Consider the following 25,463-nt stretch of genomic DNA (forward strand, 5'->3'; position numbering starts at 1 on the left):
GTGGAAAAAGAAAGGAATTGAAAAAGCAATAAGGAAAACGGATAGAACGCAGTGTTTTTGATTCACATGCAGAATCCGGAAGCCTTTTTATCAGGGCTTTTTTTCTGTATGGAAACATGCTAAACTTTTTATCAGGTTCTAATAACTTGTATTAGGAGGAAACGGAACATGGATCTTTTAAAAGGAAAAACGTTTGTGGTGATGGGGGTCGCGAATAAGCGGAGCATCGCATGGGGCATTGCTCGTTCCCTTCATCAAGCTGGGGCGCGTCTTATTTTTACATACGCAGGAGAACGTTTGGAAAAAAGCGTGAAGGAACTGGCAGAATCTTTAAACGAGGACTCGCTTGTTTTGCCGTGTGATGTCACCAATGACGAAGATATTAAAAAATGTTTCGCGGAAATAAAAAATCGCGTCGGGGTCATTCATGGTCTTGCGCATTGCATTGCCTTTGCCAATAAAGAGGATTTAAGCGGAGACTATGTGGACACTTCCAGAGATGGATATCTTCTCGCTCAAAATATCTCTTCTTATTCATTAACCGCCGTCGCCAGAGAAGCGAAAGAGTTGATGACAGAAGGTGGAAGCATCGTCACAATGACGTATTTAGGCGGTGAACGAGTGGTAACCAACTATAATGTGATGGGTGTGGCTAAAGCAGCTTTGGAGGCAAGCGTGAGATATTTGGCTGCGGATTTAGGGAAATATGGAATCCGTGTCAATTCGATTTCGGCAGGACCTATTCGTACGCTATCGGCAAAAGGGATCAGCGACTTTAACTCGATCTTAAAAGTTATTGAAGAACGCTCGCCGCTTAGAAGAACTACTACACAAGAAGAAGTTGGCGACACGGCTGTATTTTTATTCAGCGACATGTCACGTGGAATCACCGGCGAAAATATACATGTGGATTCTGGTTTTCATATTACGGCGCTTTAATCGAGTCGATGGGCTGGCTTGGAAAGGATGCTCTTTTCAAGCCAGCTTTTTTATTTATCAACAAATGGGCGGTCGCAGCATACAATAAGGAAGGTTCGATCAGAATGGAGGGTTGAGAATGGAACAAAGCCAAAGAATCAAACAGTCGAGACCGCCTTTATTGTATATCAGTCAGCCTAAATTTCCCCTGCCGAACACTCCGATGCAAAAGCAGTACACGATGGAAATACAGAGGAACGAGACTGTTGCAGAACCACCTATCTTGAACGCGGCAAAAGAACAGGACAATACCTTCGTTAAAGCGGACAAATTGGATGACCATAAAGACGATTCTAATCATCATAGCGGATGATGCCACATAGACATCAAACGAAAGTAATCAAAATGAGGAATCGTCCAATGGAGCAGATAGCCTACTTAAAAATTTTCAGTCAGCATTCATTCATTGAAAATAGTGGAATCCTTTACCGGAGCACTCTATTAAAAAAGGATCGAAAGTATCAAGATAAATCGAAATAAAAACCTGTCTGTTTGGATCCCCTCAAGGTAGACAGAAAAAGAAAACAAATGATTCTGTTTACGATTGAGGAGGCTTTTTTATGGAGAAATAAGGAAAAACATATGAAGCGGCATGCAAGAAAAAATCTATTGGCTTATATCTTAAGAATGGGAGATTTGAGACGCAGCAAAAAATAAGGAATCGATCATGCGATGATTCGCCGCCGGGTGAATCTTTTTTATTTGAGAAATTAAAAGGTTTTGAAGATAAGTCTGAATAGGCAGAAACGGAGAATTCGTTAAAAGAACTCTAAAAACATAAAAAGAATAAGAAAAAGAAAAAGCATACATAGTAGTTTCGTTTTTATCTCCTATTCGTTTTTTGCTTTATAATAAAATGATAATATTATTTTATTTTGGAATAAAAAGATATTTTTGGATGGAGAGTAAAAAAATGAAGGGCCTTATACTCGTCCTTCTCATCCTGATCGGAGGAGGTTTTCTAACGGACAAGTTTTATTTTCAAAAAGCTGCAGCACAAAAAACCATAATGGATCATATCGAGGAAAAAGGATATGCCGACCGGATAGGATCTAAAAAGATGGTTTATGACAGTAAAAAGGGGACTTATTATATGGTTGTTTCCTACAAAGATGAAAAAGGTGTTCGTTACGAATATTTTTACAATGGCGGTTTGATCCCTACTAAAGTTTTTGTTGCGGCATATGATCATGATTCAATTGAAAAAGGCACGATAGGAAAAGGGAAATATTTAGAGGAATAACAGCTCCTCAGGCAATAAGCAAGCAGAAAATGGAGAGAAGGATAATGGATAAAAAGATAAAAGAAAGCAAACTTTTAAAAAAATACGACGAATATAACATAGGGATTGTGTGCGCGCTTATTCTTTTCATTGGCGGGCTTTTAAGAGTCAGTATCTCTATTCAACTATTTTTATTGTCGCTAGTGGCGCTGGTAGACTTAATGGTGGCGGTGATAACGAACAAAAAGAAAGAGATGATCATGGATATTTGTGCCACCGTCCTTTTATGGATTGGCGCTGTGTTTTTAAAATAAAAAGAAAGGGTGAATCATGAAGGAGAAAAGAAATCATGATTTACTGAAGTATGGTTAGAGATTATTTTTGGGTAATGGGATCATTTAGTTTGATACGACTTTTGAACGTAATGCGGCTTTTTGCCGAAGCGTTTATTTGAATATTCGAAAAATAATATTGCTATCAGTCTATCATTTCGACAATTAATGCAAATTTGAACCTAATCCTAACTATCTTTTTGTATCTGAAGAAAGCTGTTTGAATTTGAAAGAATGAATTCTTTCTCTTTAACCAAATGGTTTAATATAGGTGTGATATCTGTTATATATAACTAAATGGTTAACCATAATAATGATGATCATTTAAATGAAAGTTTCATGCATTAGCTGATTCAACAGGATGAGAAATGATTCATGGGCTGGTGCTGAAAGATAGGACAGTTTCTGAACTAACGAAACCGTTTAATCTGTTTTTGGCTTCTATTTCAAAACAAGTGAAGATTTTAGAGCGAGCGAATTAGTCCATAAGATTGTAAATGGAAAAACTCACACGTGTTGCTTAAATACCGCATCATTATTTCAAGCTACAGAACGGCTGCTTTTTTTGAGAAATTTTGGAGTAAACGTTTTGATCTTCTTGAGAGTGAGTTATAAAAAACCAATAAAAAAATATTAAATCACCCGTGGTGCCAGATAAAATGAGATCAGCATAAAAATAGCCCTGCACGAAGGATCTCCTTTAAAATGAAAGTTCTACCAAACATTCAATAAGAAGGCAGTGTCACATATCTAATAAATTAAAAACTCATTTTTATTGGCGCTGGATTGGAACAAAATCGTCTATAATATATAGTTATTGTTTCCAATAACTCAAGGGATTATTTTGGCAGTGTTGAAAAAGAGGTTGAAGAGCAGCATACTGTTGCCCTGGCAACCTCATTATTCAACGTTTAAAATGAGCAAAAGAAATTTTCCCTTCTGATTTTGAGCGGTAGATCCCCGAATCTGTCCCCAAAAATGAAGCGGAATTTTTGCATTTAGCAAGTCATTTATACACATAACGAAAGAAAATCCCGCTTGTGTTCCTCATTTAAGACACATATTTCTTAAATTTTTGAATGTCGATTCACAATCAGTTCGGTCTTCTTATTTTTATTTCCGTTTTTTGGAAAACAAACGTGAAAAAAAACCTTTTTGTTTCTCTTTTTCTGCCATGGCGGCTTCGATTCTAGCTTTCCTGATTTCTAAAGCTTGATTCAATGATTTCATGAGTTGTCGATCACGTTTCTCCAATGACTCTTTGATGAATATTTCTTGTTCTTGAAATCGTTCCGTTAATTGTCTATTGAGCTCATTGAGTTCTCGAAGCTCTTTTACTATATCTTCCATCATGTTGAGTTTATCCAATTGATTCATTAACTCATTGAATCGGTTATCATATTGTGTTATATCGCTTGATTCTTGTTGATTTGACTGGACTTGTTTAAGTGTTTCGCCTTCCGCTTCACTTTGTATTTTTTGTTTCTGATTGATTACGATCATTTTCGCCATACGTTCCACTGGCACAGCACTTTTTTTAGATAAACTCTTTACTTCTTTGAAAACAAACACATCGTTATCCGTATAGATCCTGGATCCATTCTCGGTTTTCCTGAATCTATAACCTGCTTTTTCCAATGCTTGTGCATATTTTCTTACCGTCGATTCCGCTATATCGACCATATTCGCTATATCTTTAGTACTGTATTCTTTCCCTACATTATCGCTATTCATGTCCCAATCCCCTCGGATACACATATTCAACACGGGTCATATCGTGTCCTTCAAAGTCATCACACAATCTCGTTTCAACCTTTATCCAACTCATTTGTAATCTATACAATTCATGTTTTAATTGTGTGTTTTTCTCGCCTAGAACGAAAACAGTTTTTTCTTTGTTCATAATAAAACTAAGTAGCTCATCCTCATTAATGAATTTAGCCATTGAGTTATCCATTATTTAATGAGCCAGGATCCAATCATGGATTTTGTCATGTAAGTGAACTGAATTCAAAACCATTTTTTATGATCAATTGGATTATTTGAACAACCACAGTGCACTCATTGTTAGTCGTGATGGGAGAACATGGCTTTTACAAGATGCGGATCTTATAGTTGTTAACCATTTCCATTATAAAATAACGGGTTTGGAAAAAAATAAGACTTAGTTAACAAGCAATGTTGAGGAGATGACGTTATGAACATCGTAAAAGGAATTATGGCCATATTTGTTCTTTTCCTTTGTCTTTCCGGATGCGGCGGCATGGGCAGCAATCACACAAAAGACAGTCAATTGGCGTTGATGAAAACGACGGATCCCGAACCGATAAAATTATCCGACTCTTCCTCTAAGAAAGTAGCTGCCATTAAAAAAGAAGTCAGCCGGATGAATGAAATTTATGATGTTTCTGTGGTGGAAGGGAAAAAGGATATACTGGTTGCTTATAAAGTGAGGCATTTGTCGAGATTTAAAATGAAAACCATCGAAAAGAATTTAAAAGAGAGACTTGAGAAACAATATCCACACGATCATTTCGTTGTCTCAAGCGACTATAAAATATTTTTGGAATCCGTTAGATTGAAGGAAGATTTAGATGCAGGAAAAATATCCAAAAAAGAAGCCAACAAGCGTTTTCGGAAAATAATAAAACTGTCAAAAGAACTTACATAAAGGAAGGAGTATTCAAATGCCGAAACAGCAAAAAACCATGGTTCAACAGGAATATGAAGAAATTGAAAAAAAATATGAAACGAAAAGACCAGTGTTAAAAAATTGCGTGCGAGCTTTTTTCGTAGGAGGGCTGATATGCGCCATCGGACAAGCGATCACGTATTTTTATATTTACTTCTTCGATTTTACAGAACAAACAGCGGGAAATCCGACCGTTGCTACCCTTGTATTCCTGTCGATGCTCCTGACGGGATTTGGGGTTTATGATAGAATCGGTCAATTTTCAGGCGCAGGCAGTGCGGTTCCGGTTACAGGATTCGGAAATTCGGTTATTTCTGCAGCCATTGAGCACCGAACAGAAGGGTTCGTTCTAGGAGTGGGCGGCAATATGTTTAAACTAGCCGGATCGGTCATTGTGTTCGGTGTTTTTTCAGCCTTTGTGATCGCTTTAATTAAAACACTTTTGTTCAAATTCGGCGTTTTGTAATAGGGGATGAAACGTTCAAGTTCAAAAGATCTGCATTTTTAGGCATCTTTACTCCACGAAATGAAGATTAATCATCCGATTTCATTGTTCACGAATGCCGTAAGAGGCGTTGGCCGATGAAAGCGACTTTACAAATTGAACAGAAAAGGAGTGATTCATATGATCGCCATGTACTTTTGGGCTTTTGTCGTCGGTGGAGCGATTTGTGTTCTCGGTCAGCTTCTTTTTGACGTTGCAAAATTATCACCGGGCCATACGATGAGTTTATTGGTTGTTTTAGGTGCTATTGTGTCCGGATTTGGACTGTATGAACCGTTGATCGATTTTGCCGGTGCGGGTGCCACTACTCCGATTACCAGTTTTGGCAATTCACTTGTACAAGGAGCGATGCAAGAGGCAAGACGTCACGGCATTGTAGGGGTATTAACAGGAATGTTTGAAGTAACGAGTTCAGGAATTTCCGCCGCCATCATTTTTGGATTTATCGGTGCACTGCTATTTAAACCAAAGGGATAATCAAACTTTCATGGCAAAAGCCTATACAAGAACGTACACCTCCACATATGTTATTAATGAAATCACAAAGTGAGGTGACGATCATGGGCTTCGGATTTGGAGGATACGGTGGCTACGGCGGCTTTGGTGGCTGCGGTTGTGGCGGCTACGGCGGCTATGGCTACGGTGGTTTTTATGGCGGCTCTACGTTTGTGCTAATCGTCGTGCTTTTCATCTTATTAATTATAGTTGGCGCAAGTTTCTGCTAATTAATGTGTTCACCTATATGGAAAGGCAGAGGGCAACTGGCTCTCTGCTTTTTCAATTGTTGAGGAATTCAGGCTTTCTTTTGGTGCACGAAACGCTAAGGGTTGAATATGATAGCAGTAGCCAAAAGGAGGTCGGTAGAGAAAATGGATAATCAATTTTTTAAGAATATCGAAAAGAAAACAGGCGTCAATATGAAGGATGTCTTTGAATTGGCAAATTCTCTACAAAATGCTGATTTTCGAGATGAAAAAACCGTTCGCCACGTCATCCGCCGAGTTTCACAAATCGCGAACAAACCTGTTTCCAAAGAAATGGAGGATAAAATTGTTCGAACGATTATAAAAGATGGGAAAAAATTAGATTTCAATACAATTTCCCAAATGATGAACAAAAAGTCAGGGAAATAACTTGCTGACTGCCACTAAGTGATGAAAACATTGAAAAATAATTGAATTTTTGAAATGTTATATATAAACAGTGATCGAACATAGACGGGGGCAGCATCCCCCGTTTTATGGATTTGCGGCACCCACTATAGAAAAGGAAGTGAATGATTGTGGGCTATATCAATCCTAATCTTTCGTTTCATACTATCCAGTATCATGAACGGATTAGAAATCAAATGGCACGGCCTTATCAAATTCAAAGCATTCATCCTATAAAAATGAAATCCCCGTTTCAGAAGATGCTTGATAAAAAACTACCGTTGCCAAAAAAGAAAAAACATTCTAGTACCATGACAGAAAAAGAACAAGATATGAGAAAAAAGATCGATTTACGTTTGTAAAATGCCGGACATCCATGACGTTCATTGACATCATACATAAACGAGGCACCCGTTTAGAGGGCGCTGCACATAATGGGAGGTGGATACTATAGATAGTATTCACTTTTTGTGCGTTGAAATGAAGAAGGAAGCGATTGCAGTGCTCGGATAGGGTGTTTGACACAACTTATCAGGTCAGAATTCTTTCAGCATTGTCTTATGAGGGATTCCGGCATCCATAAACTCTTCGGAGACAACTTTATATCCAAGCTTTTCGTAAAAAGGGATGGCATGGACTTGGGCATTAAGCTTTAATGCCGGAACGTTTTGGCTTCTAGCGTATTCCTCGATGGCTTCCATAATCGCTTTTCCGACACCTGATCCGCGCGTTTCAGGAAGAACGCAAATCCGCTCTGCTTTTCCTTTGCCATCCACTATCCTGAACCTTCCGGCGCCTGCCGGATCTCCATGATGAAGAAGGAGAAAATGGACTGCTTCCTTTTCGTATTGGTCGATTTCCTCTTCTATTGGTACATGTTGTTCTTCCACAAATACTTTTTTTCTAATTTGAAAGACTTGTTCAAGCTCATGTTTTGTTTCAACGACTTTCACTTGCATGGGCTTATTCCTTTCCTAATAAGAATGTTTCATACACTGTCCACTGTCCGTTTTCCAATTGATACAGTAAATGGAATCGGTCTACTGTTTCTGTATGATCAATGCCAAGCATCCTAAGCGATCCATAAACATCGGAATGCTCATCATTCGATAAATCTTGTGCGATCGTAATGTGAGGCACAAAAGCGTATTTCGTATCATCGTCAGGAAATTGTTCATGAATATCTTGATACAGTTTTTCTAATTCTTCCGTCGGTTTTACTTTAAAATATACGACGTTGTTAACCGGTTGGAAAGAGCTTACCTTGAAGACATGCAACGTTAGGGGCTTTGATTTTTTGGCAATCCCGCTTAGTTTTTGTGCGATTTCGCTAATTTTGGCTTCATCCGCTTCAAATGGATCTTTTAAAGTCAGATGCGGAGGGATTAACGAATAGTGGGAATCATATCTTTTTCGATAGGAATTGGCCAAATCTTGGAGTTTTTTCGACGGGAATATCACAATTCCATATTTCATATTTTCATCCTCCTCACTATGCCTTCATTAGACATATGTAGTTTATTATAACAAATTTTCGAATGATTCAAAACTTATAGTTTGAAAATTCAAATGGCAAACATTTTCCGAAGAGCTCTTTTTAAATCAGGCTGCCAATATTTCCAAGAATGGTGCCCATCGAACTCATCATAAAATGGATTTAATCCCTTGCTTTCCATCAGCAAATGGAGCTCCCGATTCGGGCTTAAGAAATCCTTTACCTGTCCGTTTGTCATTTTCACCGCTGTTTCTTGTTGGCCGATGATATGATAAATATCCAAAAGATGCATTTGGTCGTTGTTCTCAACGGTTTTCAAAACTTTTTCGTCCACATATGGAGAATAAAGGATGATTTTCCCAAAAATATTTGGATATTGAAGCGCTGCCATTAAAGAAACCGTTGCCCCTAAAGAATCTCCGGCTAAACAGCGGCACATGCCCATTTGGTAAGTGGGGTAAGCATCGTCGAGGAAAGGTACCAATTCATGGGCAAGGAAGCGGATGTAAGCCGCATTCTGTTCCCCATCCGGATGGTATTTCCTCCGACGATCCTGAACATTTCGATAAGGAATACCCGCGATAATAATGTTTTCAATTTCTTTTTTCCCAAGCAGCTCATCGGCTAAACGAGGAATTCTTCCTAATTGAAAATAATCTTTGCCATCTTGTGTGATTAGCAAAGAATATTTGGAAAGCGGCGAAAAAGAGGGGGGCAAATAGACAAGAACAGGGATTTCTTCGTTCAATTCTTTTGAAAAAATAGTATGTTCTGTAACCGTTCCGCGTTGTTGAGACATTTGTCAACCCTCCAGTAAATAAAGTCAAGCATTTTTTTCGGGGCATTCCTTTGGGTCCCGTATTTGTTTTGGTTCTCTGGAACAATGGCCACCGGATGAGGGAAGATGACGAAAACAACCCATTGGTTAAACGTTTGCCTATCTAGTTTACCATAAAAATGCAAAATTTTCTTATAAGTTTTATTCCTGCAGATGGGAAAAAAGTTTCTTCTAGTTCATTTTATCGTCAACGAATTTTTGTCAGAAAAGGGGATGATCTGTTTCAGCCGGCTGACCGTCTTTTTGAACGTTTCATTTGGGGGAAACGGCCTGGAAACGCGGACAGTATGTGATCGATGGAAAATCTTCGCAAGTCTTGGCGCATAAAGCAGTAGGCGAGGATGGAGTGTTCATTTAGGTTGAGGACAAGAATGGTTCGCTGAGAAAATTTTCCGTATTTGGATTCGTAAATGATCGTAATGGGGAACCGCTCCCGCATGCTTCTTCTGAAAAGAGATTCCATTTGGTCGCACCTCCTTGTGGTGAATTATATAGAACATTTGTTCGATTGTCAAAGAAGCTTAGGTTGTATTTTTTTCCAAATGTCCTTTAAAAAAGATTGCAATTCATAGAACTCCCATGATTCCTGGGCGGAAAATTATCACTCAGCAAACGGACGAGTTTTTGTCTTGTTCGAATAAACCTGTCAATTGGTCAGTAAAATGGAATGAAAGCGATTTAAAAAGAGGGGGATCAGGGGAATGGGCATTCAAACAGTAACAGGAGAGCTGGCTCCTGAACAGTTGGGAAAAACGTTGATGCATGAACATTTCTTTTTTGATTACGCGGGATTTCAAGGAGACCGGACGTTGGCGGGGAGATCAATAGAAACGCTGTTGGAAGAAGCGTCCCGTGCGGCAGCGATTATGAAAAAACACGACGTGAAGACGGTAATTGACCCGACACCTAGTGATTGCGGACGTGATGCGACAATTTTGAAAGCGTTATCAGAAAGAACCGGCATTCACATTATTTGTGCATCAGGTTATTACTATGAAGGGGAAGGCGGTCCGGCGTATTTTAAATTCCGCCAAGCGCTTGGCACAGCCGAACAAGAAATTTACGACTTGCTGAAAACCGAAGTGACGGAAGGAATTGAAGGATCGGGCATAAAAGCAGGGGTGATCAAACTTGCCTCCAGCAAGGATCAAATCACGCCTTATGAACGAATGTTCTTTGTAGCAGCGGCGCAAGTTCAAAAAGAAACCGGCGTCCCGATTGTCACCCATACACAAGAGGGCACAATGGGACCGGAGCAAGCCAAACTTCTAGTCGAAAACGGCGGCATTCCGGAAAAAATTATCATCGGACACATGTGTGGGAACAACGATATCGATTATCAACTTCGGACGCTGGATTATGGAGTCAACGTTGCCTTTGACCGCTTTGGACTGCAAAATTTGGTTGGAGCTCCAACGGATGACCGCCGCATTGGAACGTTTATGGGATTGATTGCGCTCGGATTTGAAGACCGTTTGTTCCTCTCGCACGACACAGTCAACGTTTGGCTGGGACGACCGCCGCAAATGCCTCCGGAAATGAAAGAAGCTCTGAAAAACTGGCAGCCCGGACATCTTTTCGAAAATATCCTTCCGAAAATGAAGCAAGGCGGATTAACCGATGAACAAATCGATAAAATTTTTGTACGAAATATTCAAAGAGTATTCTCCTAAACCATAAATATCACTTCTTAAAAAGAGGTTGTTGTCATTGGGCAATTCATTATATTCATCCTTTTTCATAGAGAATGGCTCCTGTAATGGTGGTTTCATCCCCATTTAGCAGTTCGAATGGAGTCATTCTCTTTTATATGGAAATGGATAGGTCTTTCCTAATATAAACCCTGTTTCATCGGCGCACGATGAAAATGACAAAATTCAATTCTAGTATTTTTGAACTATTTTTGAAATTTATTGAATAGATAAAAATAAAAGGAGTCAGAGTGTAGACAAAAGGCATCCGAATGTGTGTATTCGGATGCCTTTTGACATTTTTATACTTTAAAGGTTGGGATTAGACCCCTCTAAGGGGTCTATTTTATGCCATTATTGGACTTTTCCATGCCCAGCAGGCCATCTTTTTCAAATTCATTGCAGCAAAAGTTAGCATCGCCTGCATGGACAATTTTTTTAGACCTCTTAAGGTTGTCCAACGCATACCATGCTTTTCCTTTGCATCAGCAAAAACACGTTCAATGGTTTCTTTCCGTCTTGCATAAATGCTCTTATTCTCTTGTGTATGCCGAAGATGATCAGCTTCCTCTAAATAAAATTCCCATACATGTCGCTGAATCAGTTTTTTATGCTCCTTACTTTGGGTGCACTTCGAGAGGAATGGACAATCTTTACACTGGACTGGATCAGAAAAATATTGACGATAGCCTTCCTTCGTCGTAGTTGCATATTTTAACACTTGTCCTTGCGGACAAAGATAACAATCGTAGTATTCATCGTAAACATACTCATGTTTTTTGAAATAACCATCCTTTGTACGAGGGCGAGTATAAGGTAAAGCAGGGGTCATATCATTTTCAAATATGTATTGGGCAACGGCGGGAGTTTTATATCCAGCGTCAGCAGCAACTACAACCGGTTTTCCATGTTTTTTGATGACTTTTTCAAGAAGTGGCTCCAATACGGAACTGTCATGAATATTCCCTGGCGTTACAATAGCCCCCAAAACAAAGCCATTTCGATCCGCAGCAGCATGGAATGAGTAAGCAAACTGTTTTGTTCGCTCGTCTTTTACGTAGTAACCACTTTCCGGATCAGTGGTACTTTCTTTTATTTCTTTATATTCTTCTTTCCCAAATTTATCTGGAGGAAATGGCTTTTTTCCATGTGCTTCTCGATCAGCATTTATCTCATCTTGTAGACGTGCTTGATAGGCTTTCGTTTCTTTTCGAACCACTTTCTTCACAAATTTATGCTTATTCGCACTCGCTTTGACATGAGTAGAATCAATAAAGACATGCTCACTGCTTATCAGCTTCTTATCTGCAGCTTCTTTCAAAATGCGATAGAATATCTGTTCAAATAAGTCTGTATCCTTAAAGCGTCGCTCGTAGTTTTTCCCAAACGTTGAAAAGTGAGGTACCTTATCATAAAAACCAAATCCAAGAAACCAACGGTAAGCCAGATTCGTTTCGATTTCCTCTATAGTTTTTCGCATGGAACGAATACCGAAGGTATATTGGATGAAAGCCATTTTAATCAATACAACTGGATCAATACTTGGTCGACCTCTTTCCGATGAATACATGTCTTGAACAAGCGAATAGATAAATGAAAAATCAATAGCAGCGTCGATTTTACGAACCAAATGATCTGCAGGTACAAGTTGGTCTAAAGCTATCATTTCTATTTGATCACGATTCATCTGTGTATTTTTTGTTAGCACTTCATCCACCTCAATTCATTACGGTATCTTAATTATACAAAAAAAGACTGTCGGCAAATCCGGTTTTTTCGGATTTGTCGACAGTCTGGAGTTTTGATGATACAATGAACGTGTAAAGAAAATAAAGAGGGGGAATTCTCATGAAAGGTGCAAGATGGCATAACGTTCGCGACATTCGAGTGGAGGAAGTGGAAGAACCGAAAGTAGAAAAAGGAAAAGTAAAAATCCAAGTGGAATGGGCAGGAATCTGCGGCAGTGATTTGCATGAATACGTTGCCGGTCCTATTTTTATTCCTGTCAAAGAACCTCATCCTATCAGCAAAGATGTAGCTCCTATCATTATGGGACACGAATTTTCGGGACGAGTAGTGGAAGTGGGCGAAGGAGTTACGAAAGTAAAAGTAGGAGATCCTGTCGTTGTAGAACCCATTCTTCGCTGTGGAAAATGTCCTGCATGTAAACAAGGAAAATACAATCTCTGCGAAAATTTAGGATTCTACGGTTTAGCCGGAGGAGGCGGTGGATTCTCTGAATATACTGTAGTAGATGAATACATGGTTCATAAAATGCCAGAAGGCCTTTCTTTCGAACAAGGGGCACTTGTGGAACCGGCAGCTGTAGCTTTACACGCCGTAAGATCGAGCAAAATTAAGGCCGGTGATAAAGCGGCTGTCTTTGGAACAGGTCCAATCGGGCTTCTTGTCATTGAAGCTTTAAAAGCAGCCGGTGCTTCCGAAATATATGCCGTAGAAGTTTCCGAAGAACGTCTTCAAAAAGCGTTGGAACTCGGCGCAACTGCTGTCATCAATCCGAAAAATGAAGATCCCGTCCAAAAGCTTCTCGAACTGACCGATGGAGGCGTCGATGTTTCCTTTGAAGTAACAGGAGTGCCGGCTGTTTTACAACAAGCTGTTGACAGTACGGCGTTCGAAGGAGAAACAGTGATCGTAAGTATTTGGGAAAAAGAAGCGAACCTTTTGCCCAATAACATCGTTTTAAAAGAAAGAAACGTAAAGGGAGTCATTGCATACCGCGATATCTTCCCGGCAGTCATGAATTTAATGAAACAAGGTTATTTCCCAGCTGAAAAGCTTGTAACGAAAAAAATTAAACTGGATCAAATTGTAGAAGAAGGATTTGAAAAACTCATCAAAGAAAAAGATCAAGTGAAAATTTTAGTCAAACCAGAATAAAATCTGAAACTTGCAGCAATATCCCCTTAGAAAGCAGTTATCTTGCGCTACCCTTTGATCAGACGTTTTCGTGAGAGGTGTCAGACCTCTGATGCTCCCAACATCGGAGGCCGCGCGCCTTTCTTTTTTTATATTTTATCATTCTACTTATTTTAATATGATCTTGCAAGCTCCTTGAATCATTTGATTTCTTGGATAGGATCTGCAAAAATCCAATTAGTACGCATTTAAAGGTATGAAAATTCTATCATTTTAAAAAATTCCTCATAAGTTCAAGTGTCTACATCATGATAAACGCGCTAAATTTCGTTATAAACGTACAATCATTAATGTAATGGCCGGATTTTTTGTGACCGCATGCCTCTCGAAAAGACGTCTGGAAATTCTGTGAATTTTATGGGTTTCAGACGTGCGCACAGAAAAAACTTTGGGGGTCTGATACGAAAGCAACATTGTTAATTCAATGGAAATTATTATGGAACAATGTAAGTATAAGCAGAAGTTTTTTATATTTCGCTTTTAATCTTTTCGAGTACTTTCGCTAAATCTCGGTGAATCATCCGGCCGCTAAACCGCATCACTTTCCAGCCGTTTTTCCGCAAATAAGCGTTTTTACGTCGATCATGTGCTTTTTGTTCGGGTGTTGAATGATACGCTTTACCGTCGCATTCAATAGCGATTTTATACGTTGGCAGCGCAAGATCGATCCGGTATTTACCACATGGCACTTGCGTTTTTACATAATAGCCGTTTAGGGACAGCGCATCGTAAAGTCGCAATTCGATAGGACTTTCGCATTTTTGACGATCAAGATCGCCGATGACCGAATAATCTTTTTCGAGTTTTAAGGCGAGGATATAAAAGACAAGACCAACGCTTATAAGGCCGAAAAATACGATGTAATCTACCATGTTAATCACCTCAATGTATTAGTATGTCCATTTTTATCTTTCCGGGAACAGGCAATTTATACGCGGGTTCTTTTTAAAATCTTTGAAGGTTTTTCGAGAACTATATAGAAAACAAATTGGGAAGATAACTACTAATAAGGAGGGAAGATATCATGTCGCAAGAATTTAACGTGACATTGAAAGAAGCAACACAATAAATTTTACAATAATTGGTATGTAATAAAAATTTGGTAATTATGAGAAAATATATAGGCCTTTATTAGATAAAGTAAACAAGGGTGAAATTCAGTCCATAAAAAGAGGATATAGAAAAAATTTCATTAATTTGTGAGAAAAATCGAATAGTATCACGAGTAATTTCGTTAATTGATCGTGGAATTCCGCATTTATCTAAATACTCGGTAAAACACGAATAGTTGTCGCGGTATTTTTTTAGAGTGTTAGGCGCTTGATCTTCCGCCTTTTTGATTGCAAAGAACGTTTCGGAAAGATCGTCTAGGTTGATCGTGGTTTTCCTCACGACATGTTCGTTCATTGTTTCGCATGAAAAAACACGCTCCTTTTCGAAGCGTGCAACATACCGGGTTAAGTAGGGTGAAACCTTTCGGACGAGTCTGCGCTTATGTCAACGTAAACAAAAAAGCGTCAAACCATTGAAAGTCACGGCTTGACGCTCGTTCAATGATTCCGACTGGTCTCGAACCAGCGACCTCCACCCTGTCAAGGTGGCGCTCTCCCAGCTGAGCTACGGAATCGACAATCAGTATTCGTTTAACTGACATGTCTTATTTTATTGGATGCATAAAAAATAGTCAATACTTTTTATCTTATTTTTTGCAACGGTATTTTTTACTTAAATTGCAATATTAAATGCAACAAGTATTGAAAGACCAGATAACCCATGATTAAGTAGAATCGGGACACTCTGCGCGACTTGACGTGGAGTGGCGGGCATGGTAGCCTGGTTGGCCCAGCCAGTACCGTATACCTGGCTTCATGGCTGGTAGCCATGCCCGCAGAGGCTCTTTGTCAAGTTGCTAAAAACCAACCCTTTGGGTTAGCTGGCTTAAGGTTAAGAAGCTAAGCCAGCTAACTCTATTTGGAAACACTCCTCAGGTGTACGATAATTGAGGATCTTCCTTGGAAGATGGTTACACCAATTTTCAACATAGGTAATGGTTTCGTCTGCCACAGAGGAAATGGGTCTCCCCTTTGGTATGAAGCGCCTAATAAGGCCATTATGACGCTCGTTGGTTCCTCGTTCACAGGATGTGTAAGGGTGTGTAAAATAAACCTCTGTTAGATCTTTTTCAACACTAAGGCCGAGGTCAGCAAATTCAGAACCGTTATCAGCCGTAATGGTTTTAAACACTTTAGAGAACCGATTACCATAAGACACTTTCAACTGAGATATGACTTCTGAAACGGATAGACTATCCTTGGCTGTCACTCTCAAAATTATTTCTTTACGGGTTTTGCGCTCAGTAAGAGTCAATAAGGCCTGATCTTTAGTCTTCTTGCCTATAACCGTATCAATTTCCCAGTGACCAAACTCTTGGCGTTCATTGACTTCAATTGGTCGCTCATCGATACTGCGTCCTAAGATCTTCTTATTCTTCCGGTTACGTTTTTTCTTGGTGTTCAGGGTAATTTTCATAGGTAGGTCAATGTTTTTAACGCCTATAAGTCCTAGATCAATATAGTTATAAAGGGTCTTGGTGCAAACCATTTTGTCTTTGAATTTCCCATCACGTTTGGCTCTCCCACATACCGCATCAGGAGACCATTTCTTATCAAGGATCTGAGTTTCGGCATACTTAATAAACTCGATGGCATCGTCTAGTTTTAGCTTGCGGCCACAGGCTTTCCTGTTTCTCTCATAGAGAAGTTGACCTGTGTCTGGAAAATAGACATGAACAATTTTCCCGTTGCTTTTTCTTTGTGGCACTGTACCTCTTCTTAACTCACGGGAGATGGTGCTTTTGTGACAACCAACATAATCTGCAATCTCCTGTTGAGTCTTACCAGCAGCGTGTAAGGCCGCAATTTTCCCACGGTCATAAGCCGTTAAGTGTTTGAAATGCCGAGCTCCTATGGTAGAATTAGTAATTGCCATAGATAAATCCTCCGTATCGATATTGTTTTAGTCGACTTAATCATACGTGGTTTATCTATGGTTTTTCATTTTTTATGCTTGTTGCATTTGATTATACAACTAGCCAACGGTATTTTTTATCTGCAAAAAATCAGACGTTTTCCATTTTATGCAGTAAAACAGTTATTTGCTTTCTTATGTTTCGCATCATTCTTCTAATAACTTCTGAACGTCTTGCTCGAAATCAACCGGTTCTTCCCATGGTTCATATCTATCCACGACTTGACCGTTTTTGTCAATTAAATATTTGGTGAAATTCCATTTAATATCATCGCCGACCAGCCATTCAGGATAGTCATTTGCCAGTTTTATTTTTAATAGCTTTTCTGTCATATTCGATTCATCAAATCCTTGGAACGGCGCCTTTTGTTTTAAATAATGGAACAAAGGATGAGCGTCTTTTCCGTTTACATCGATTTTTGCAAACATCGGAAACGTGACGCCAAATTTTAATTGGCAAAAAGAAGCTGCTTCGTTGCTTGTTCCAGGTTCTTGTTGATCAAACTGGTTGCATGGAAATCCCAGTATTTCGAAACCTTGCTTTTGATATTTTTCGTACAGCTTTTGCAATTCTTCAAATTGGTATGTAAAGCGACATTGACTAGCCGTATTCACCACTAAGAGCACTTTTCCTTTAAATTCTTCTAAAGAAACTTTATCACCGTATGCATTCTCTACTTCAAATTGATAAATGGACATGGGGAACACCTCTTTCATCTATTATTATTTAATAATTATTATAATATAAAAATACAGATAGGCAAAAAAAATTGCTCACAATGGCATGTTTGGAAATGCCTGCCCATAAATCAAAACATTTGAAAGAGAGTGCCTGCCTAAATGCCGCAAAATATCGGGTCGATTCGAGTTTTAGAGAAGGCAGGATTCCATAAAGAGGGGCTTTCCAAGAAGAATGTAAAGATTAACGGAAAGTGGGAAGATCATTTACACTTCGCCGTCGTGAATCCAAATGATCCAGAATAACTATGAGTTTCATAGAAAACAGAAGAATGATAAGGACTGTCAAAAAGGTTTTATCCAAGACCGTAAGCGATACGAATAGAATGATGATCTTTATAATTCCAAGGATAAGAGAAAGAGAGTTCTCTATCAAATTGTTTAAACGATATCAAAGGAGTGAACGAGGTCCAGTTCTGGAATCTAAGGAAATGGAAGTAAGCGGAGTGTCTACTCTAAAAAGAATAAATATTTTCCTAATTCTTCCGATATCAATAGTGTTTAAAAAATTTTTTTCGAGGAGTTATGATCATGTTAACAAAGATAAAAAAGTTTAAACTAGAACCGGAATATAAAAATCCTGTTTATAAAGTAAAGCTGGAGAGTCCAAAAGGCAAAGAATTGTATATTAAATTTGACTTTACTTATTCGATGAATCGTTACATGCCTTTAGAAGTTCATTATGACGGAGAAGATAAAGGAGCCAAACTTGCTTGGTATACGAACGAAGTAGAAAAAATGAATGTGGAAGATTTCCTGGAGGCAATCGCAAAGAAAATTAATAAAAAATATAATTTTGAGTTAAAGAATACATTATAATGGTAAGCTCCCTCACAGAAACATGCAAAATGAAAAGGTATAACGGTAAAAAACTTATCTATTACCACTCTGCATGGAAGAGAATCTGTAGATGATCGTTTACATATATAATTTGAATTGTATATCACACCGAACAGGGTGTGTTTTTTTATCTGCTGATACAGGCAGATCGAGATATTTGTTAACGATTTTTCCTGCAAATAATGGAGTCTGTTTTTTGGTTCTTATTTGGTTTTCTTTTGGTGCGAAGCCAGTCTGCCCATAAGAATAATTTTTCTCCACGTTCTAAGAACTCCCCATTCTCAAAGCACCCTCGATAAAGCATGTATAGATCATTGTTTTATGGCATGAAATAATCAAATCTGTTTATTCATAAAGTAGTATTTTATTCACTAGCCTTACCTTCAGGTTTCTCATCGCGTTCCTCCATCAGGATTTTTTTCATTTTCCAAGCTTAGCAGATGTGACAAAAGGGAATTAAACACAAAAAATAATACCGGCTGGCCGACTGTATAAAGTTGAAATCTAAATGGCTTGCGGCATTTGGAATGAAGACATGAATCTTGTCATCAACACCAAGATCCTTTCAGACAGTCACAACAACACAAGCACTAACCCATTCATAAACATAAACTAAATAAAAAATTCATTCTACTGCGGTTGATTTCAACCGTTCTTTCACAAAAGATCTGTTTGTTTATTCTCAGCGAGAGATGGAATCTCAAAAGACCAAGTACTTGATAATTTGGGACTGCTTAAGCGAGTTTGCTGTTGCAGAAGAGGATGAATTCAAAAAAGAAGTTTTAGCTAAGTAAAATTCGGACTTATTTAGAAAGAAGCCGAACAGCGGAATGTCCATTTCATTGGCAAAATTGGTTCGCGGATTGATCAGTCCAAAAGAATTTCAGCACGATCACATCACCATAAGATTGGGATTGCAGCATCAGAAGTCCGATTGAATCTGTCGGAAAAAAGTTTCTGCAAAACGATTGAAGCATGCAAATATGAAACGTCCATTTGGAATTTATACATCTAGAATGATAAAAGAAACCGGGAAGCTGGTTCAGAACGTGGATGATGGCATGATACTCCATTTGCTCGCGGTGGCCAGAATTTTATTGAATGTGCGGGGAGGATAACGAATTATGGTGCGAGTAGGGGATTGGGTGAAGGTGTGTTTAAAGGATTATGACGTGATTGGGTTTGTCATTGCGACTTACGGTTATTCAGCCGTTATTCAGAAAACGATTTATGTTCGAGACGGGATCATCATGATCACTCGGGAGGATCCGGTGAAATATTCACTAGGTTTATTAAAACCGATCCCTGAAACGATTCATCCAGATGATTTACCCGTGTTGATTGATATGGCATTAGATCATTATGATCGAGAATGGTTCGAGGAACTAACAAGGAAAAAGAATGTGCATAAGAAACGATAAGAACGGCGCCGCGAGTACTAGGATGAAGAAAAAATTGTCCAGCGATAGAGATGATGAAGGTGGAATATGGCAATGATTTCAAGAAAGTCATTGATTAGACAAAACAAATATGGCAAACATATGAGAAGGTGAACATTGGTTTGCAAGAGTCGAAGAATGATTAGGGGTTCCATTATGAATATTGAAAGTAACAAAAAAAGGCAAGATGGTTTTTGAAGAAAAGAGTGGAGATAAGCAATTGAATGGCAAATGTTTCATCATAAAGTTAAAAAGATCCCCATTTCATTCCGCAGGAAAATGAAAGTTGGGTATTAGTTGAAATGATTGTAAGCGCATTATCGGATCTATTTTTCTGAAATTCACTTTGAACGATTGACTTTATTGCAGATGTCAAGGTTCACCCCTTAGATTTTAAAATGAAGAGAAAGCGTCTTGAAATCTTCGTACAGGTTCAACCTAGTTACATACATCCAGAAGTGATAAAAAAGTTGGTCCAAACGGATCCATATAATTCTAATCAAAAACCTACTAGAAAAAGTCTCTAGTAGGTTTTTAGGTAAATTAAGCTATCATTATTTTAGACATGAAGAGGTAAGCAGCATATATGAATACGGAAAGCAAAACGGCATAAGACGGCTTCATCCAATTGGTCAAGAGAAAAACACAAAATACAAAAAGGGCTAAACCGAGCGCACCGAAAATACCACTTTTTTGAGCTGTATGAAACTCCTTTGAGCTCATGAATTTCATTTGCAGCGTCATGTTGGCCAATGTCATAAGTGGAAGTACAGTGATCAAACCAGATATAAACAAATTTTTGGATTTGCTGAAATAGGTCGCAAAGGCAAGGATGCAGCCGCCTAAGATAAACTTTGAAACATATTCCAACATTGTATGGGCACTCCTAAAAAATTGCGTTTTAAGTAATTATGACATAAAAAAATTGGAAGTAAACCCTTGAAAATGATCATTTGTTTATTTTATGAATATATCATAACCAATGGTGTTTCTTAGAAATACTAAAAAATACGTTTAACTGATGAGATAAACTTCCGCTGGAATGAGTAGGCTATTTTTAAAAAAGCACGTGCAAAGATATGCCGTTTTTGTATAGTGTATGTGCTGGAAGGCAGCAGAGTGATTGAAAACTTAGGAAAGAGAATTACAAGATCCTGGCACTTATGATGAATATTGAAATAGAATGGGAGATTTTAGTATGGATTCGATTCGAGTGACTAAATACAACCCTCAGTACAGAGATACGAACGATGTGTACACTAGAGAAGAGTGGACTAGTTTTTCAGATATTAATAAAGTGTTTCAAGGTAAGTTATTTTCCTTAAATGAATATTTACTTGTAGAGGAGAAATATATAAAAGCTGTAAAAACAATTTTAAAAGAAAAGAATATCAAGAACTTAAAAGTTCGTGATCTAGAGATATATTCTGAAGATCTAAACCTGAATCTAAAAGAGGGAGATAGTATAGGGCCCTTAAATTTAAACGAGGTAATGAAAATGATTCTTAGGGAAAACATTTGGTGTAAATTAGTTTCGGATGATTATTTTGAAATACATTTTGGCTACGATTATTATATGTATTTTGTGAGTAATGAAATTTCCAATCGTGTCATTGAGAGTGTGAAAGAAATTGAAGGATTATTTGTAGAAAAAAGAAAATCACCTTATATCCAATGAATGATTTGGGGTACAAATTTTTTCCAGTCGTTAAGCACTGTCTTTGCAAAAGCATTTTTTTTAAAGTGCAATAGTGATCTTCTTCAAAGTTTTATAGGCTTTATCATTTAAGTGAATTTTTCATATCGAAAACAAAAAGATTTGGAATGGTTTCAGTTCGTCCATCCGACAAATTGACGGAATATAGCGACTTTTTTTCTTTTTGATATTGACACTTAGCAGGGACGGTGATAATATACAATAAATCAAACTAAACAGGTATGATTTATAAGTTTAATAAAATTAATGCTATTATTTAGAAAAATAAGGGGGAGTTTAAATGGGGAAAATCGTGATTATTAACGGGAATCCTTCGTTGACATCGAGACTGAACGGAATCATTCAATATGTAGAACAAAAGCTGTTGCGAGAAGGGGTTGATATTGAACATATCCAAGTTGCGGAATTGCCGGCGGACGATTTAATCAAGGCCAATTTTGACAGCGACGCTATACGGAAAGCGAATCAAAAAGTAGAGGAAGCGAAGGTGATCATCATCGCGAGTCCGGTATATAAAGCGTCGTATACGGGTGTATTAAAGACCTACCTAGATTTGCTTCCACAAAAAGCTTTAACCGGAAAAATCATTCTGCCACTGTTTATCGGCGGCTCAATCGCTCATCTTTTGTCCATCGATTATGCGCTGAAGCCGGTACTATCCACGTTGGGCGCAAGGCACATTATCGGCGGGGTGTATGCGGTGGATACTTGGATAACCCGAAATGGAAACAACGACTATCATCTATCGGAAGAATTGATTCGTAGATTAGATGAAGCAGTCGCAGAATTGCTAGAAGAAATAGAATTAAGAAGCGGATTGCCGGAAAAGGTCAAGTAAACCGTCAAAGGCTAACGAAGCAAGACAGAAGCTAGATTTATACAAATATATTTCTGAATATTAACAATAAACTTATTTATTTTCTAGAAGAGATCTAACTCGAGTCAGTCAAGACTTTGTGGGAATTTTTTTGGTTCGCTGAAAATAGATGTAAGTCATAGGTTAGCGAACCATTTTTTTGAATTTCATCCGTAAGCGCTTTCGGACTCTCATCCCTTGCCATGACAGACGAATATGTATACCTTTTTTTACCATCCCTTGAATTCAGACAGGGCATGATAGATCGGAGTCCCGGACGATTGCTGTAAATATGGCACGTTATTCCGCGTTACCTCTGGAAGAAGACGGCGGATGCGTTGTTTCGCCTTGTTCACGATCGTCTGTTTGGTAGATGCCGTTTCCTCCGCCGGATGCGACGATTCTTCTCCTAAACGATGTCCGAAAAGACGAATCCCATCCATCCGGGCAATCATTGCCTTGAAAAACGCCCTGAGTCCCTTGTCTGTCCAACTGCGGCGGTATTTCACCCGATACGCCAGCTGGCTCATCACGCTTTCAGCCCTCCCCATCGGATACATGCCCGTTGTGTCCACTCCTTGCTCCTTCAGCCATTCCCGGTAATCACGGATGCATCCCGGCATCGATTCGATCCGGTGGATCAAGGCAGCCAGCTGTTGTTCTTTCGCTTCGTCCCCCAGCGTGCCGAGGGCGCTGTTCAGTTCCACAAGCAGCTTCTCTTCATCCTGCTTCGCCAGCTTTTGCCGAATCGCCTGCCACCGTGGATGGCCCGAGAGGCATTGGCGCAACTCACGCGCCACGTGGAATCGATCCAATTGGAAGCAGACCCGTCCTTTGAAATACTCCCGGCACGCGGTAATCCATGGAGCGCCGTCCCCGTTGATGACAAGAAGATCCCGACACGGATCATAGGCATATTCGTTCATCAAAAATTCCTCGAAGCCTTCCCACACCTCCCCCTTGCCTTCATGGACGTAATGGCGCTGATTCACGAATTCGATCCGTGAGCCGTTGCGCTTCCATCCTTCGTGAACGGTCAGGATTTTGTCTTCCTTGGCCCGTTTTCCCTTCCCTTGGAGAGAGACAAACAGTCCATCGGCCTCCACAAACAGCACCCGTCCATATCGCTGGTCAACCGGGCAGTGCAGCGGAACTTCAGCCTCGAGCACCAACTGGCGGATCGTCTCATGGCTCATCACCGGATACCCGACCATCTGGGCAAGCGTATGAGCCGCTTTGCGATAGGAAGAGCACTCCACAGCCAATCCCATCGCCGTTTCTTCTAGACAAGGGCTGATTGACTGCGATCCATCAAACGCTAAAAAGGAATCAAGCAAAAACGTGTAACGGTTTTGTTCTCGGTCTAAATAGTAGTTTCGCTCAAAGGTAACTTCGCCAAACAAGGTTTGAATCGTGGTGCGTCGTTTGTCTTTCAAGTGGTACCGGCGCTTGTCCCGGGTTTCCGCCAATTGTCGGTCGATGTCCTCCAACAGAGCCGTAAACAGCTCGGTGAAGGCGTTTTGCAAGGCTCGAAACAAATCAAGTTCGATCTCTTTCCATGTCAACGAATTTGTGGTAAGATGTTGTTGAATATTCATGGGACTCTCTCCTCCTGTTTGATGGTGTGAACAATGATCATCTTACCAGGGAGAGAGTCCTTTTTTCATGTTTCCTGCTTGGGATCCTACCGCGCTTTGCTTGGTGGCCCCGATGAGGGGATTGCGAACCTACGTTCCCAACCCCCTCATCGGGGAATTCTAAGAATTTCTCCCACAAACATTTTACTCACACTCTAACTCTATCGCGATCCATTTTTAAAAAGGGGTGAAGAAAATGTCTTTGAAGTTTGCTTATTGGGTTCCGAATGTTAGCGGCGGATTGGTGATTTCCAAAATTCCTCAAAAAACAGGCTGGTCCTTTGAGGATAATGCCAGATACGCTCAAATAGCTGAAGAAGCAGGATTTGAATATGCGTTGCTTCAAACGAGATTTCTGGCAAGCTACGGTGCGGAAAATCAATTGGAGGCTATCACGTTGGCATCCGCATTGGCGGCGGTAACGAAGAAGATTAAACTGATTTCGGCGGTGCTTCCCGGCTTATGGCATCCGGGGACGGTAGCCAAAATGATTTCCACCATTGATCAAATCAGCCATGGACGTGCCGCGATTAATATTGTGAGCGGGTGGTTTAAAGGAGAATTTAACGCATATGGCGAACCATGGCTAGACCATGACGAAAGATATCGGAGATCCGAGGAGTTTATCAATTTGCTTCGAAAATTGTGGACGGAGGAGGAAACCCATTTTCGCGGTGATTTTTACCGAATAAACGGCGCTCCTTTAAAGCCGAAGCCTTTGAGAGTTCCGGAGATTTTCCAAGGAGGAAATTCTTTCGCCGCACGAAAGATGGCATCCAGAGTATCTGACTGGTATTTCATGAACGGAAATACCATCGAAGGCATTAAAGCACAAATTGATGAGGTGAATTCGCTCTCGGCTGCAAATAACCGTAAGCTGAAATTTGGCGTCAACGCATTTGTGATTGTGAGAGATACAGAAGAGGAAGCTAAACAGGTGCTTCGTGACATTATTGCTTATGCGGATGGCGAAGCTGTGGAAGGATTCCGCAGCCAAGTGCGCTTTGCCGGCAAAGCTTCTCCGGAAAGAGAAGGAATGTGGGCCAATTCGGATTTCAACGATTTGGTTCAATACAACGACGGTTTTAAAACCGGATTGATCGGTACGGCGGAACAGGTGGCGGATCGCATAATCGAACTCAAAAAAATCGGAGTCGACCTTATCTTAACCGGATTCCTTCATTATGACGAAGAAATTCGATTATTCGGGGAAAAAGTGATTCCATTGGTTCGAGAAAAGGAAGCCATATTAAACGTGGATGCTGTATAAAAATGGACTTTTTATGAAAAGTGTAATGTTGAACGTAGCTGGGAATTGTTATGTACGTATAACTAAATGTGGCAAGAAGATTTGCGAGAAGAATC

Annotated in this window: 26 protein-coding genes, 1 tRNA gene and 1 pseudogene; 17 read left to right on the forward strand and 11 right to left on the reverse strand. The window is 39.5% G+C overall.

Features of this window, described 5'->3' with window-relative positions; translation table 11 throughout:
• The first annotated feature begins 168 nt into the window (after nt 1-168).
• From fabI to NST81_RS05490, 4 genes are all read left to right on the forward strand, one after another.
• Complete coding sequence (gene fabI / locus NST81_RS05475; protein ID WP_327803812.1) at nt 169-939, forward strand: enoyl-ACP reductase FabI; 771 nt, start codon at nt 169-171, stop codon at nt 937-939.
• Nucleotides 940-1,057: 118 nt separating this feature from the next.
• Nucleotides 1,058-1,291 carry a hypothetical protein gene (locus NST81_RS05480; protein ID WP_048622900.1) on the forward strand — a complete coding sequence of 78 codons (234 nt, stop codon included), beginning with the start codon at nt 1,058-1,060 and terminating at the stop codon, nt 1,289-1,291.
• A 600-nt stretch (nt 1,292-1,891) separates the two neighbouring features.
• Nucleotides 1,892-2,221, forward strand: coding sequence for a DUF3139 domain-containing protein (locus NST81_RS05485; RefSeq protein WP_341028771.1), 330 nt, complete (start codon nt 1,892-1,894; stop codon nt 2,219-2,221).
• A gap of 44 nt (nt 2,222-2,265) precedes the next feature.
• Nucleotides 2,266-2,514, forward strand: coding sequence for a hypothetical protein (locus NST81_RS05490; RefSeq protein ID WP_003353635.1), 249 nt, complete (start codon nt 2,266-2,268; stop codon nt 2,512-2,514).
• A gap of 1,131 nt (nt 2,515-3,645) precedes the next feature.
• Here the strand turns inward: NST81_RS05490 and NST81_RS05495 are convergent.
• Entirely contained in the window at nt 3,646-4,266 is a 621-nt protein-coding gene (locus tag NST81_RS05495; RefSeq protein ID WP_048622904.1) for a MerR family transcriptional regulator, read from the reverse strand.
• A 463-nt stretch (nt 4,267-4,729) separates the two neighbouring features.
• Here NST81_RS05495 and NST81_RS05500 point away from each other — a divergent pair, with 463 nt between their 5' ends.
• The 5 genes from NST81_RS05500 (at nt 4,730) to NST81_RS05520 (ending at nt 6,862) form a co-directional block, all read left to right on the forward strand.
• A complete protein-coding gene (locus NST81_RS05500) occupies nt 4,730-5,203 on the forward strand; it encodes a YhcN/YlaJ family sporulation lipoprotein (RefSeq protein ID WP_270584208.1) in 474 nt (157 codons plus the stop codon).
• A gap of 16 nt (nt 5,204-5,219) precedes the next feature.
• The gene (gene spoVAC, locus NST81_RS05505) at nt 5,220-5,690 is read left to right on the forward strand and encodes a stage V sporulation protein AC (protein ID WP_003353629.1); all 471 of its coding nucleotides are present in this window, start codon (nt 5,220-5,222) and stop codon (nt 5,688-5,690) included.
• Nucleotides 5,691-5,849: 159 nt separating this feature from the next.
• A complete protein-coding gene (spoVAE, locus tag NST81_RS05510) occupies nt 5,850-6,206 on the forward strand; it encodes a stage V sporulation protein AE (RefSeq protein ID WP_327797926.1) in 357 nt (118 codons plus the stop codon).
• Nucleotides 6,207-6,289: 83 nt separating this feature from the next.
• Nucleotides 6,290-6,454: a YjcZ family sporulation protein gene (locus NST81_RS05515; protein WP_270584206.1), complete on the forward strand. Its 165-nt coding sequence runs from the start codon at nt 6,290-6,292 to the stop codon at nt 6,452-6,454.
• A 144-nt stretch (nt 6,455-6,598) separates the two neighbouring features.
• Nucleotides 6,599-6,862: a stage VI sporulation protein F gene (locus NST81_RS05520; RefSeq protein WP_003353626.1), complete on the forward strand. Its 264-nt coding sequence runs from the start codon at nt 6,599-6,601 to the stop codon at nt 6,860-6,862.
• Nucleotides 6,863-7,416: 554 nt separating this feature from the next.
• Here NST81_RS05520 and NST81_RS05525 read toward each other — a convergent pair.
• The 3 genes from NST81_RS05525 to NST81_RS05535 all read right to left on the reverse strand — a co-directional run bounded on the left by NST81_RS05525 (nt 7,417) and on the right by NST81_RS05535 (nt 9,174).
• A complete protein-coding gene (locus NST81_RS05525) occupies nt 7,417-7,839 on the reverse strand; it encodes a GNAT family N-acetyltransferase (RefSeq protein ID WP_048622908.1) in 423 nt (140 codons plus the stop codon).
• Nucleotides 7,840-7,843: 4 nt separating this feature from the next.
• The gene (locus NST81_RS05530) at nt 7,844-8,356 is read right to left on the reverse strand and encodes a YjcG family protein (protein WP_003353623.1); all 513 of its coding nucleotides are present in this window, start codon (nt 8,354-8,356) and stop codon (nt 7,844-7,846) included.
• An 89-nt stretch (nt 8,357-8,445) separates the two neighbouring features.
• A complete protein-coding gene (locus tag NST81_RS05535; protein WP_341028783.1) occupies nt 8,446-9,174 on the reverse strand; it encodes an alpha/beta hydrolase in 729 nt (242 codons plus the stop codon).
• 740 nt (nt 9,175-9,914) lie between these two features.
• Between NST81_RS05535 and NST81_RS05540 the strand changes: the two genes are divergently transcribed.
• Nucleotides 9,915-10,886: a phosphotriesterase family protein gene (locus NST81_RS05540; protein WP_341028785.1), complete on the forward strand. Its 972-nt coding sequence runs from the start codon at nt 9,915-9,917 to the stop codon at nt 10,884-10,886.
• A gap of 364 nt (nt 10,887-11,250) precedes the next feature.
• Here NST81_RS05540 and NST81_RS05545 read toward each other — a convergent pair whose 3' ends face one another.
• A complete protein-coding gene (locus NST81_RS05545; protein ID WP_341028786.1) occupies nt 11,251-12,612 on the reverse strand; it encodes an IS1182 family transposase in 1,362 nt (453 codons plus the stop codon).
• A gap of 140 nt (nt 12,613-12,752) precedes the next feature.
• Between NST81_RS05545 and NST81_RS05550 the strand changes: the two genes are divergently transcribed.
• Nucleotides 12,753-13,805, forward strand: a complete 1,053-nt coding sequence (locus NST81_RS05550) for a 2,3-butanediol dehydrogenase (RefSeq protein ID WP_341028789.1) — start codon at nt 12,753-12,755, stop codon at nt 13,803-13,805.
• A gap of 506 nt (nt 13,806-14,311) precedes the next feature.
• Here NST81_RS05550 and NST81_RS05555 read toward each other — a convergent pair.
• From NST81_RS05555 to NST81_RS05570, 4 genes are all read right to left on the reverse strand, one after another.
• Nucleotides 14,312-14,716 carry an endonuclease domain-containing protein gene (locus NST81_RS05555; RefSeq protein ID WP_174521043.1) on the reverse strand — a complete coding sequence of 135 codons (405 nt, stop codon included), beginning with the start codon at nt 14,714-14,716 and terminating at the stop codon, nt 14,312-14,314.
• 682 nt (nt 14,717-15,398) lie between these two features.
• Nucleotides 15,399-15,471, reverse strand: a tRNA-Val gene (locus NST81_RS05560).
• A gap of 317 nt (nt 15,472-15,788) precedes the next feature.
• Nucleotides 15,789-16,832, reverse strand: coding sequence for an IS30 family transposase (locus NST81_RS05565; protein WP_048622401.1), 1,044 nt, complete (start codon nt 16,830-16,832; stop codon nt 15,789-15,791).
• A 186-nt stretch (nt 16,833-17,018) separates the two neighbouring features.
• Nucleotides 17,019-17,570, reverse strand: coding sequence for a glutathione peroxidase (locus tag NST81_RS05570; protein ID WP_341028793.1), 552 nt, complete (start codon nt 17,568-17,570; stop codon nt 17,019-17,021).
• Nucleotides 17,571-17,711: 141 nt separating this feature from the next.
• Between NST81_RS05570 and NST81_RS05575 the strand changes: the two are divergent.
• The 3 genes and pseudogenes from NST81_RS05575 to NST81_RS05585 form a co-directional block, all read left to right on the forward strand.
• Nucleotides 17,712-17,855 (forward strand): annotated as a pseudogene (locus tag NST81_RS05575) (GNAT family N-acetyltransferase); the annotation flags it as partial.
• 285 nt (nt 17,856-18,140) lie between these two features.
• Nucleotides 18,141-18,428, forward strand: a complete 288-nt coding sequence (locus NST81_RS05580; protein ID WP_341028797.1) for a hypothetical protein — start codon at nt 18,141-18,143, stop codon at nt 18,426-18,428.
• Nucleotides 18,429-19,573: 1,145 nt separating this feature from the next.
• Entirely contained in the window at nt 19,574-19,870 is a 297-nt protein-coding gene (locus NST81_RS05585; protein ID WP_048622918.1) for a hypothetical protein, read from the forward strand.
• 561 nt (nt 19,871-20,431) lie between these two features.
• Here NST81_RS05585 and NST81_RS05590 read toward each other — a convergent pair.
• Nucleotides 20,432-20,761 (reverse strand): GlpM family protein, encoded by a 330-nt coding sequence (locus tag NST81_RS05590; RefSeq protein ID WP_327798144.1) that lies wholly within the window; start codon nt 20,759-20,761, stop codon nt 20,432-20,434.
• A gap of 325 nt (nt 20,762-21,086) precedes the next feature.
• Between NST81_RS05590 and NST81_RS05595 the strand changes: the two genes are divergently transcribed.
• Both NST81_RS05595 and ssuE read left to right on the forward strand, forming a co-directional pair.
• Nucleotides 21,087-21,566, forward strand: coding sequence for a hypothetical protein (locus tag NST81_RS05595; protein ID WP_340404612.1), 480 nt, complete (start codon nt 21,087-21,089; stop codon nt 21,564-21,566).
• 319 nt (nt 21,567-21,885) lie between these two features.
• On the forward strand, nt 21,886-22,443 hold the full coding sequence (ssuE, locus tag NST81_RS05600) for an NADPH-dependent FMN reductase (protein WP_341028803.1): 558 nt from the start codon (nt 21,886-21,888) through the stop codon (nt 22,441-22,443).
• A gap of 248 nt (nt 22,444-22,691) precedes the next feature.
• On the opposite strand, the gene NST81_RS05605 is transcribed toward ssuE, so the two are convergent.
• Complete coding sequence (locus NST81_RS05605; RefSeq protein ID WP_003355652.1) at nt 22,692-24,059, reverse strand: ISLre2 family transposase; 1,368 nt, start codon at nt 24,057-24,059, stop codon at nt 22,692-22,694.
• 235 nt (nt 24,060-24,294) lie between these two features.
• Between NST81_RS05605 and sfnG the strand changes: the two genes are divergently transcribed.
• The gene (sfnG, locus tag NST81_RS05610) at nt 24,295-25,368 is read left to right on the forward strand and encodes a dimethylsulfone monooxygenase SfnG (protein WP_341028805.1); all 1,074 of its coding nucleotides are present in this window, start codon (nt 24,295-24,297) and stop codon (nt 25,366-25,368) included.
• Nucleotides 25,369-25,463: the final 95 nt, after the last annotated feature.

Origin of the sequence: Bacillus sp. FSL W8-0223 (assembly GCF_038006805.1) — a bacterium.
GTDB classification, from domain to species: Bacteria; Bacillota; Bacilli; order Bacillales; family DSM-4216; genus Bacillus_O; species Bacillus_O smithii.

Coding starts and splice junctions, on each gene's coding strand:
- fabI (WP_327803812.1), top strand. CDS start 169: ATGGATCTTTTAAAAGGAAAAACGTTTGTGGTGATGGGGGTCGCGAAT.
- NST81_RS05480 (WP_048622900.1), top strand. CDS start 1,058: ATGGAACAAAGCCAAAGAATCAAACAGTCGAGACCGCCTTTATTGTAT.
- NST81_RS05485 (WP_341028771.1), top strand. CDS start 1,892: ATGAAGGGCCTTATACTCGTCCTTCTCATCCTGATCGGAGGAGGTTTT.
- NST81_RS05490 (WP_003353635.1), top strand. CDS start 2,266: ATGGATAAAAAGATAAAAGAAAGCAAACTTTTAAAAAAATACGACGAA.
- NST81_RS05495 (WP_048622904.1), bottom strand. CDS start 4,266: ATGAATAGCGATAATGTAGGGAAAGAATACAGTACTAAAGATATAGCG.
- NST81_RS05500 (WP_270584208.1), top strand. CDS start 4,730: ATGAACATCGTAAAAGGAATTATGGCCATATTTGTTCTTTTCCTTTGT.
- spoVAC (WP_003353629.1), top strand. CDS start 5,220: ATGCCGAAACAGCAAAAAACCATGGTTCAACAGGAATATGAAGAAATT.
- spoVAE (WP_327797926.1), top strand. CDS start 5,850: ATGATCGCCATGTACTTTTGGGCTTTTGTCGTCGGTGGAGCGATTTGT.
- NST81_RS05515 (WP_270584206.1), top strand. CDS start 6,290: ATGGGCTTCGGATTTGGAGGATACGGTGGCTACGGCGGCTTTGGTGGC.
- NST81_RS05520 (WP_003353626.1), top strand. CDS start 6,599: ATGGATAATCAATTTTTTAAGAATATCGAAAAGAAAACAGGCGTCAAT.
- NST81_RS05525 (WP_048622908.1), bottom strand. CDS start 7,839: ATGCAAGTGAAAGTCGTTGAAACAAAACATGAGCTTGAACAAGTCTTT.
- NST81_RS05530 (WP_003353623.1), bottom strand. CDS start 8,356: ATGAAATATGGAATTGTGATATTCCCGTCGAAAAAACTCCAAGATTTG.
- NST81_RS05535 (WP_341028783.1), bottom strand. CDS start 9,174: ATGTCTCAACAACGCGGAACGGTTACAGAACATACTATTTTTTCAAAA.
- NST81_RS05540 (WP_341028785.1), top strand. CDS start 9,915: ATGGGCATTCAAACAGTAACAGGAGAGCTGGCTCCTGAACAGTTGGGA.
- NST81_RS05550 (WP_341028789.1), top strand. CDS start 12,753: ATGAAAGGTGCAAGATGGCATAACGTTCGCGACATTCGAGTGGAGGAA.
- NST81_RS05555 (WP_174521043.1), bottom strand. CDS start 14,716: ATGGTAGATTACATCGTATTTTTCGGCCTTATAAGCGTTGGTCTTGTC.
- NST81_RS05565 (WP_048622401.1), bottom strand. CDS start 16,832: ATGGCAATTACTAATTCTACCATAGGAGCTCGGCATTTCAAACACTTA.
- NST81_RS05570 (WP_341028793.1), bottom strand. CDS start 17,570: ATGTCCATTTATCAATTTGAAGTAGAGAATGCATACGGTGATAAAGTT.
- NST81_RS05580 (WP_341028797.1), top strand. CDS start 18,141: ATGTTAACAAAGATAAAAAAGTTTAAACTAGAACCGGAATATAAAAAT.
- NST81_RS05585 (WP_048622918.1), top strand. CDS start 19,574: ATGGTGCGAGTAGGGGATTGGGTGAAGGTGTGTTTAAAGGATTATGAC.
- NST81_RS05590 (WP_327798144.1), bottom strand. CDS start 20,761: ATGTTGGAATATGTTTCAAAGTTTATCTTAGGCGGCTGCATCCTTGCC.
- NST81_RS05595 (WP_340404612.1), top strand. CDS start 21,087: ATGGATTCGATTCGAGTGACTAAATACAACCCTCAGTACAGAGATACG.
- ssuE (WP_341028803.1), top strand. CDS start 21,886: ATGGGGAAAATCGTGATTATTAACGGGAATCCTTCGTTGACATCGAGA.
- NST81_RS05605 (WP_003355652.1), bottom strand. CDS start 24,059: ATGAATATTCAACAACATCTTACCACAAATTCGTTGACATGGAAAGAG.
- sfnG (WP_341028805.1), top strand. CDS start 24,295: ATGTCTTTGAAGTTTGCTTATTGGGTTCCGAATGTTAGCGGCGGATTG.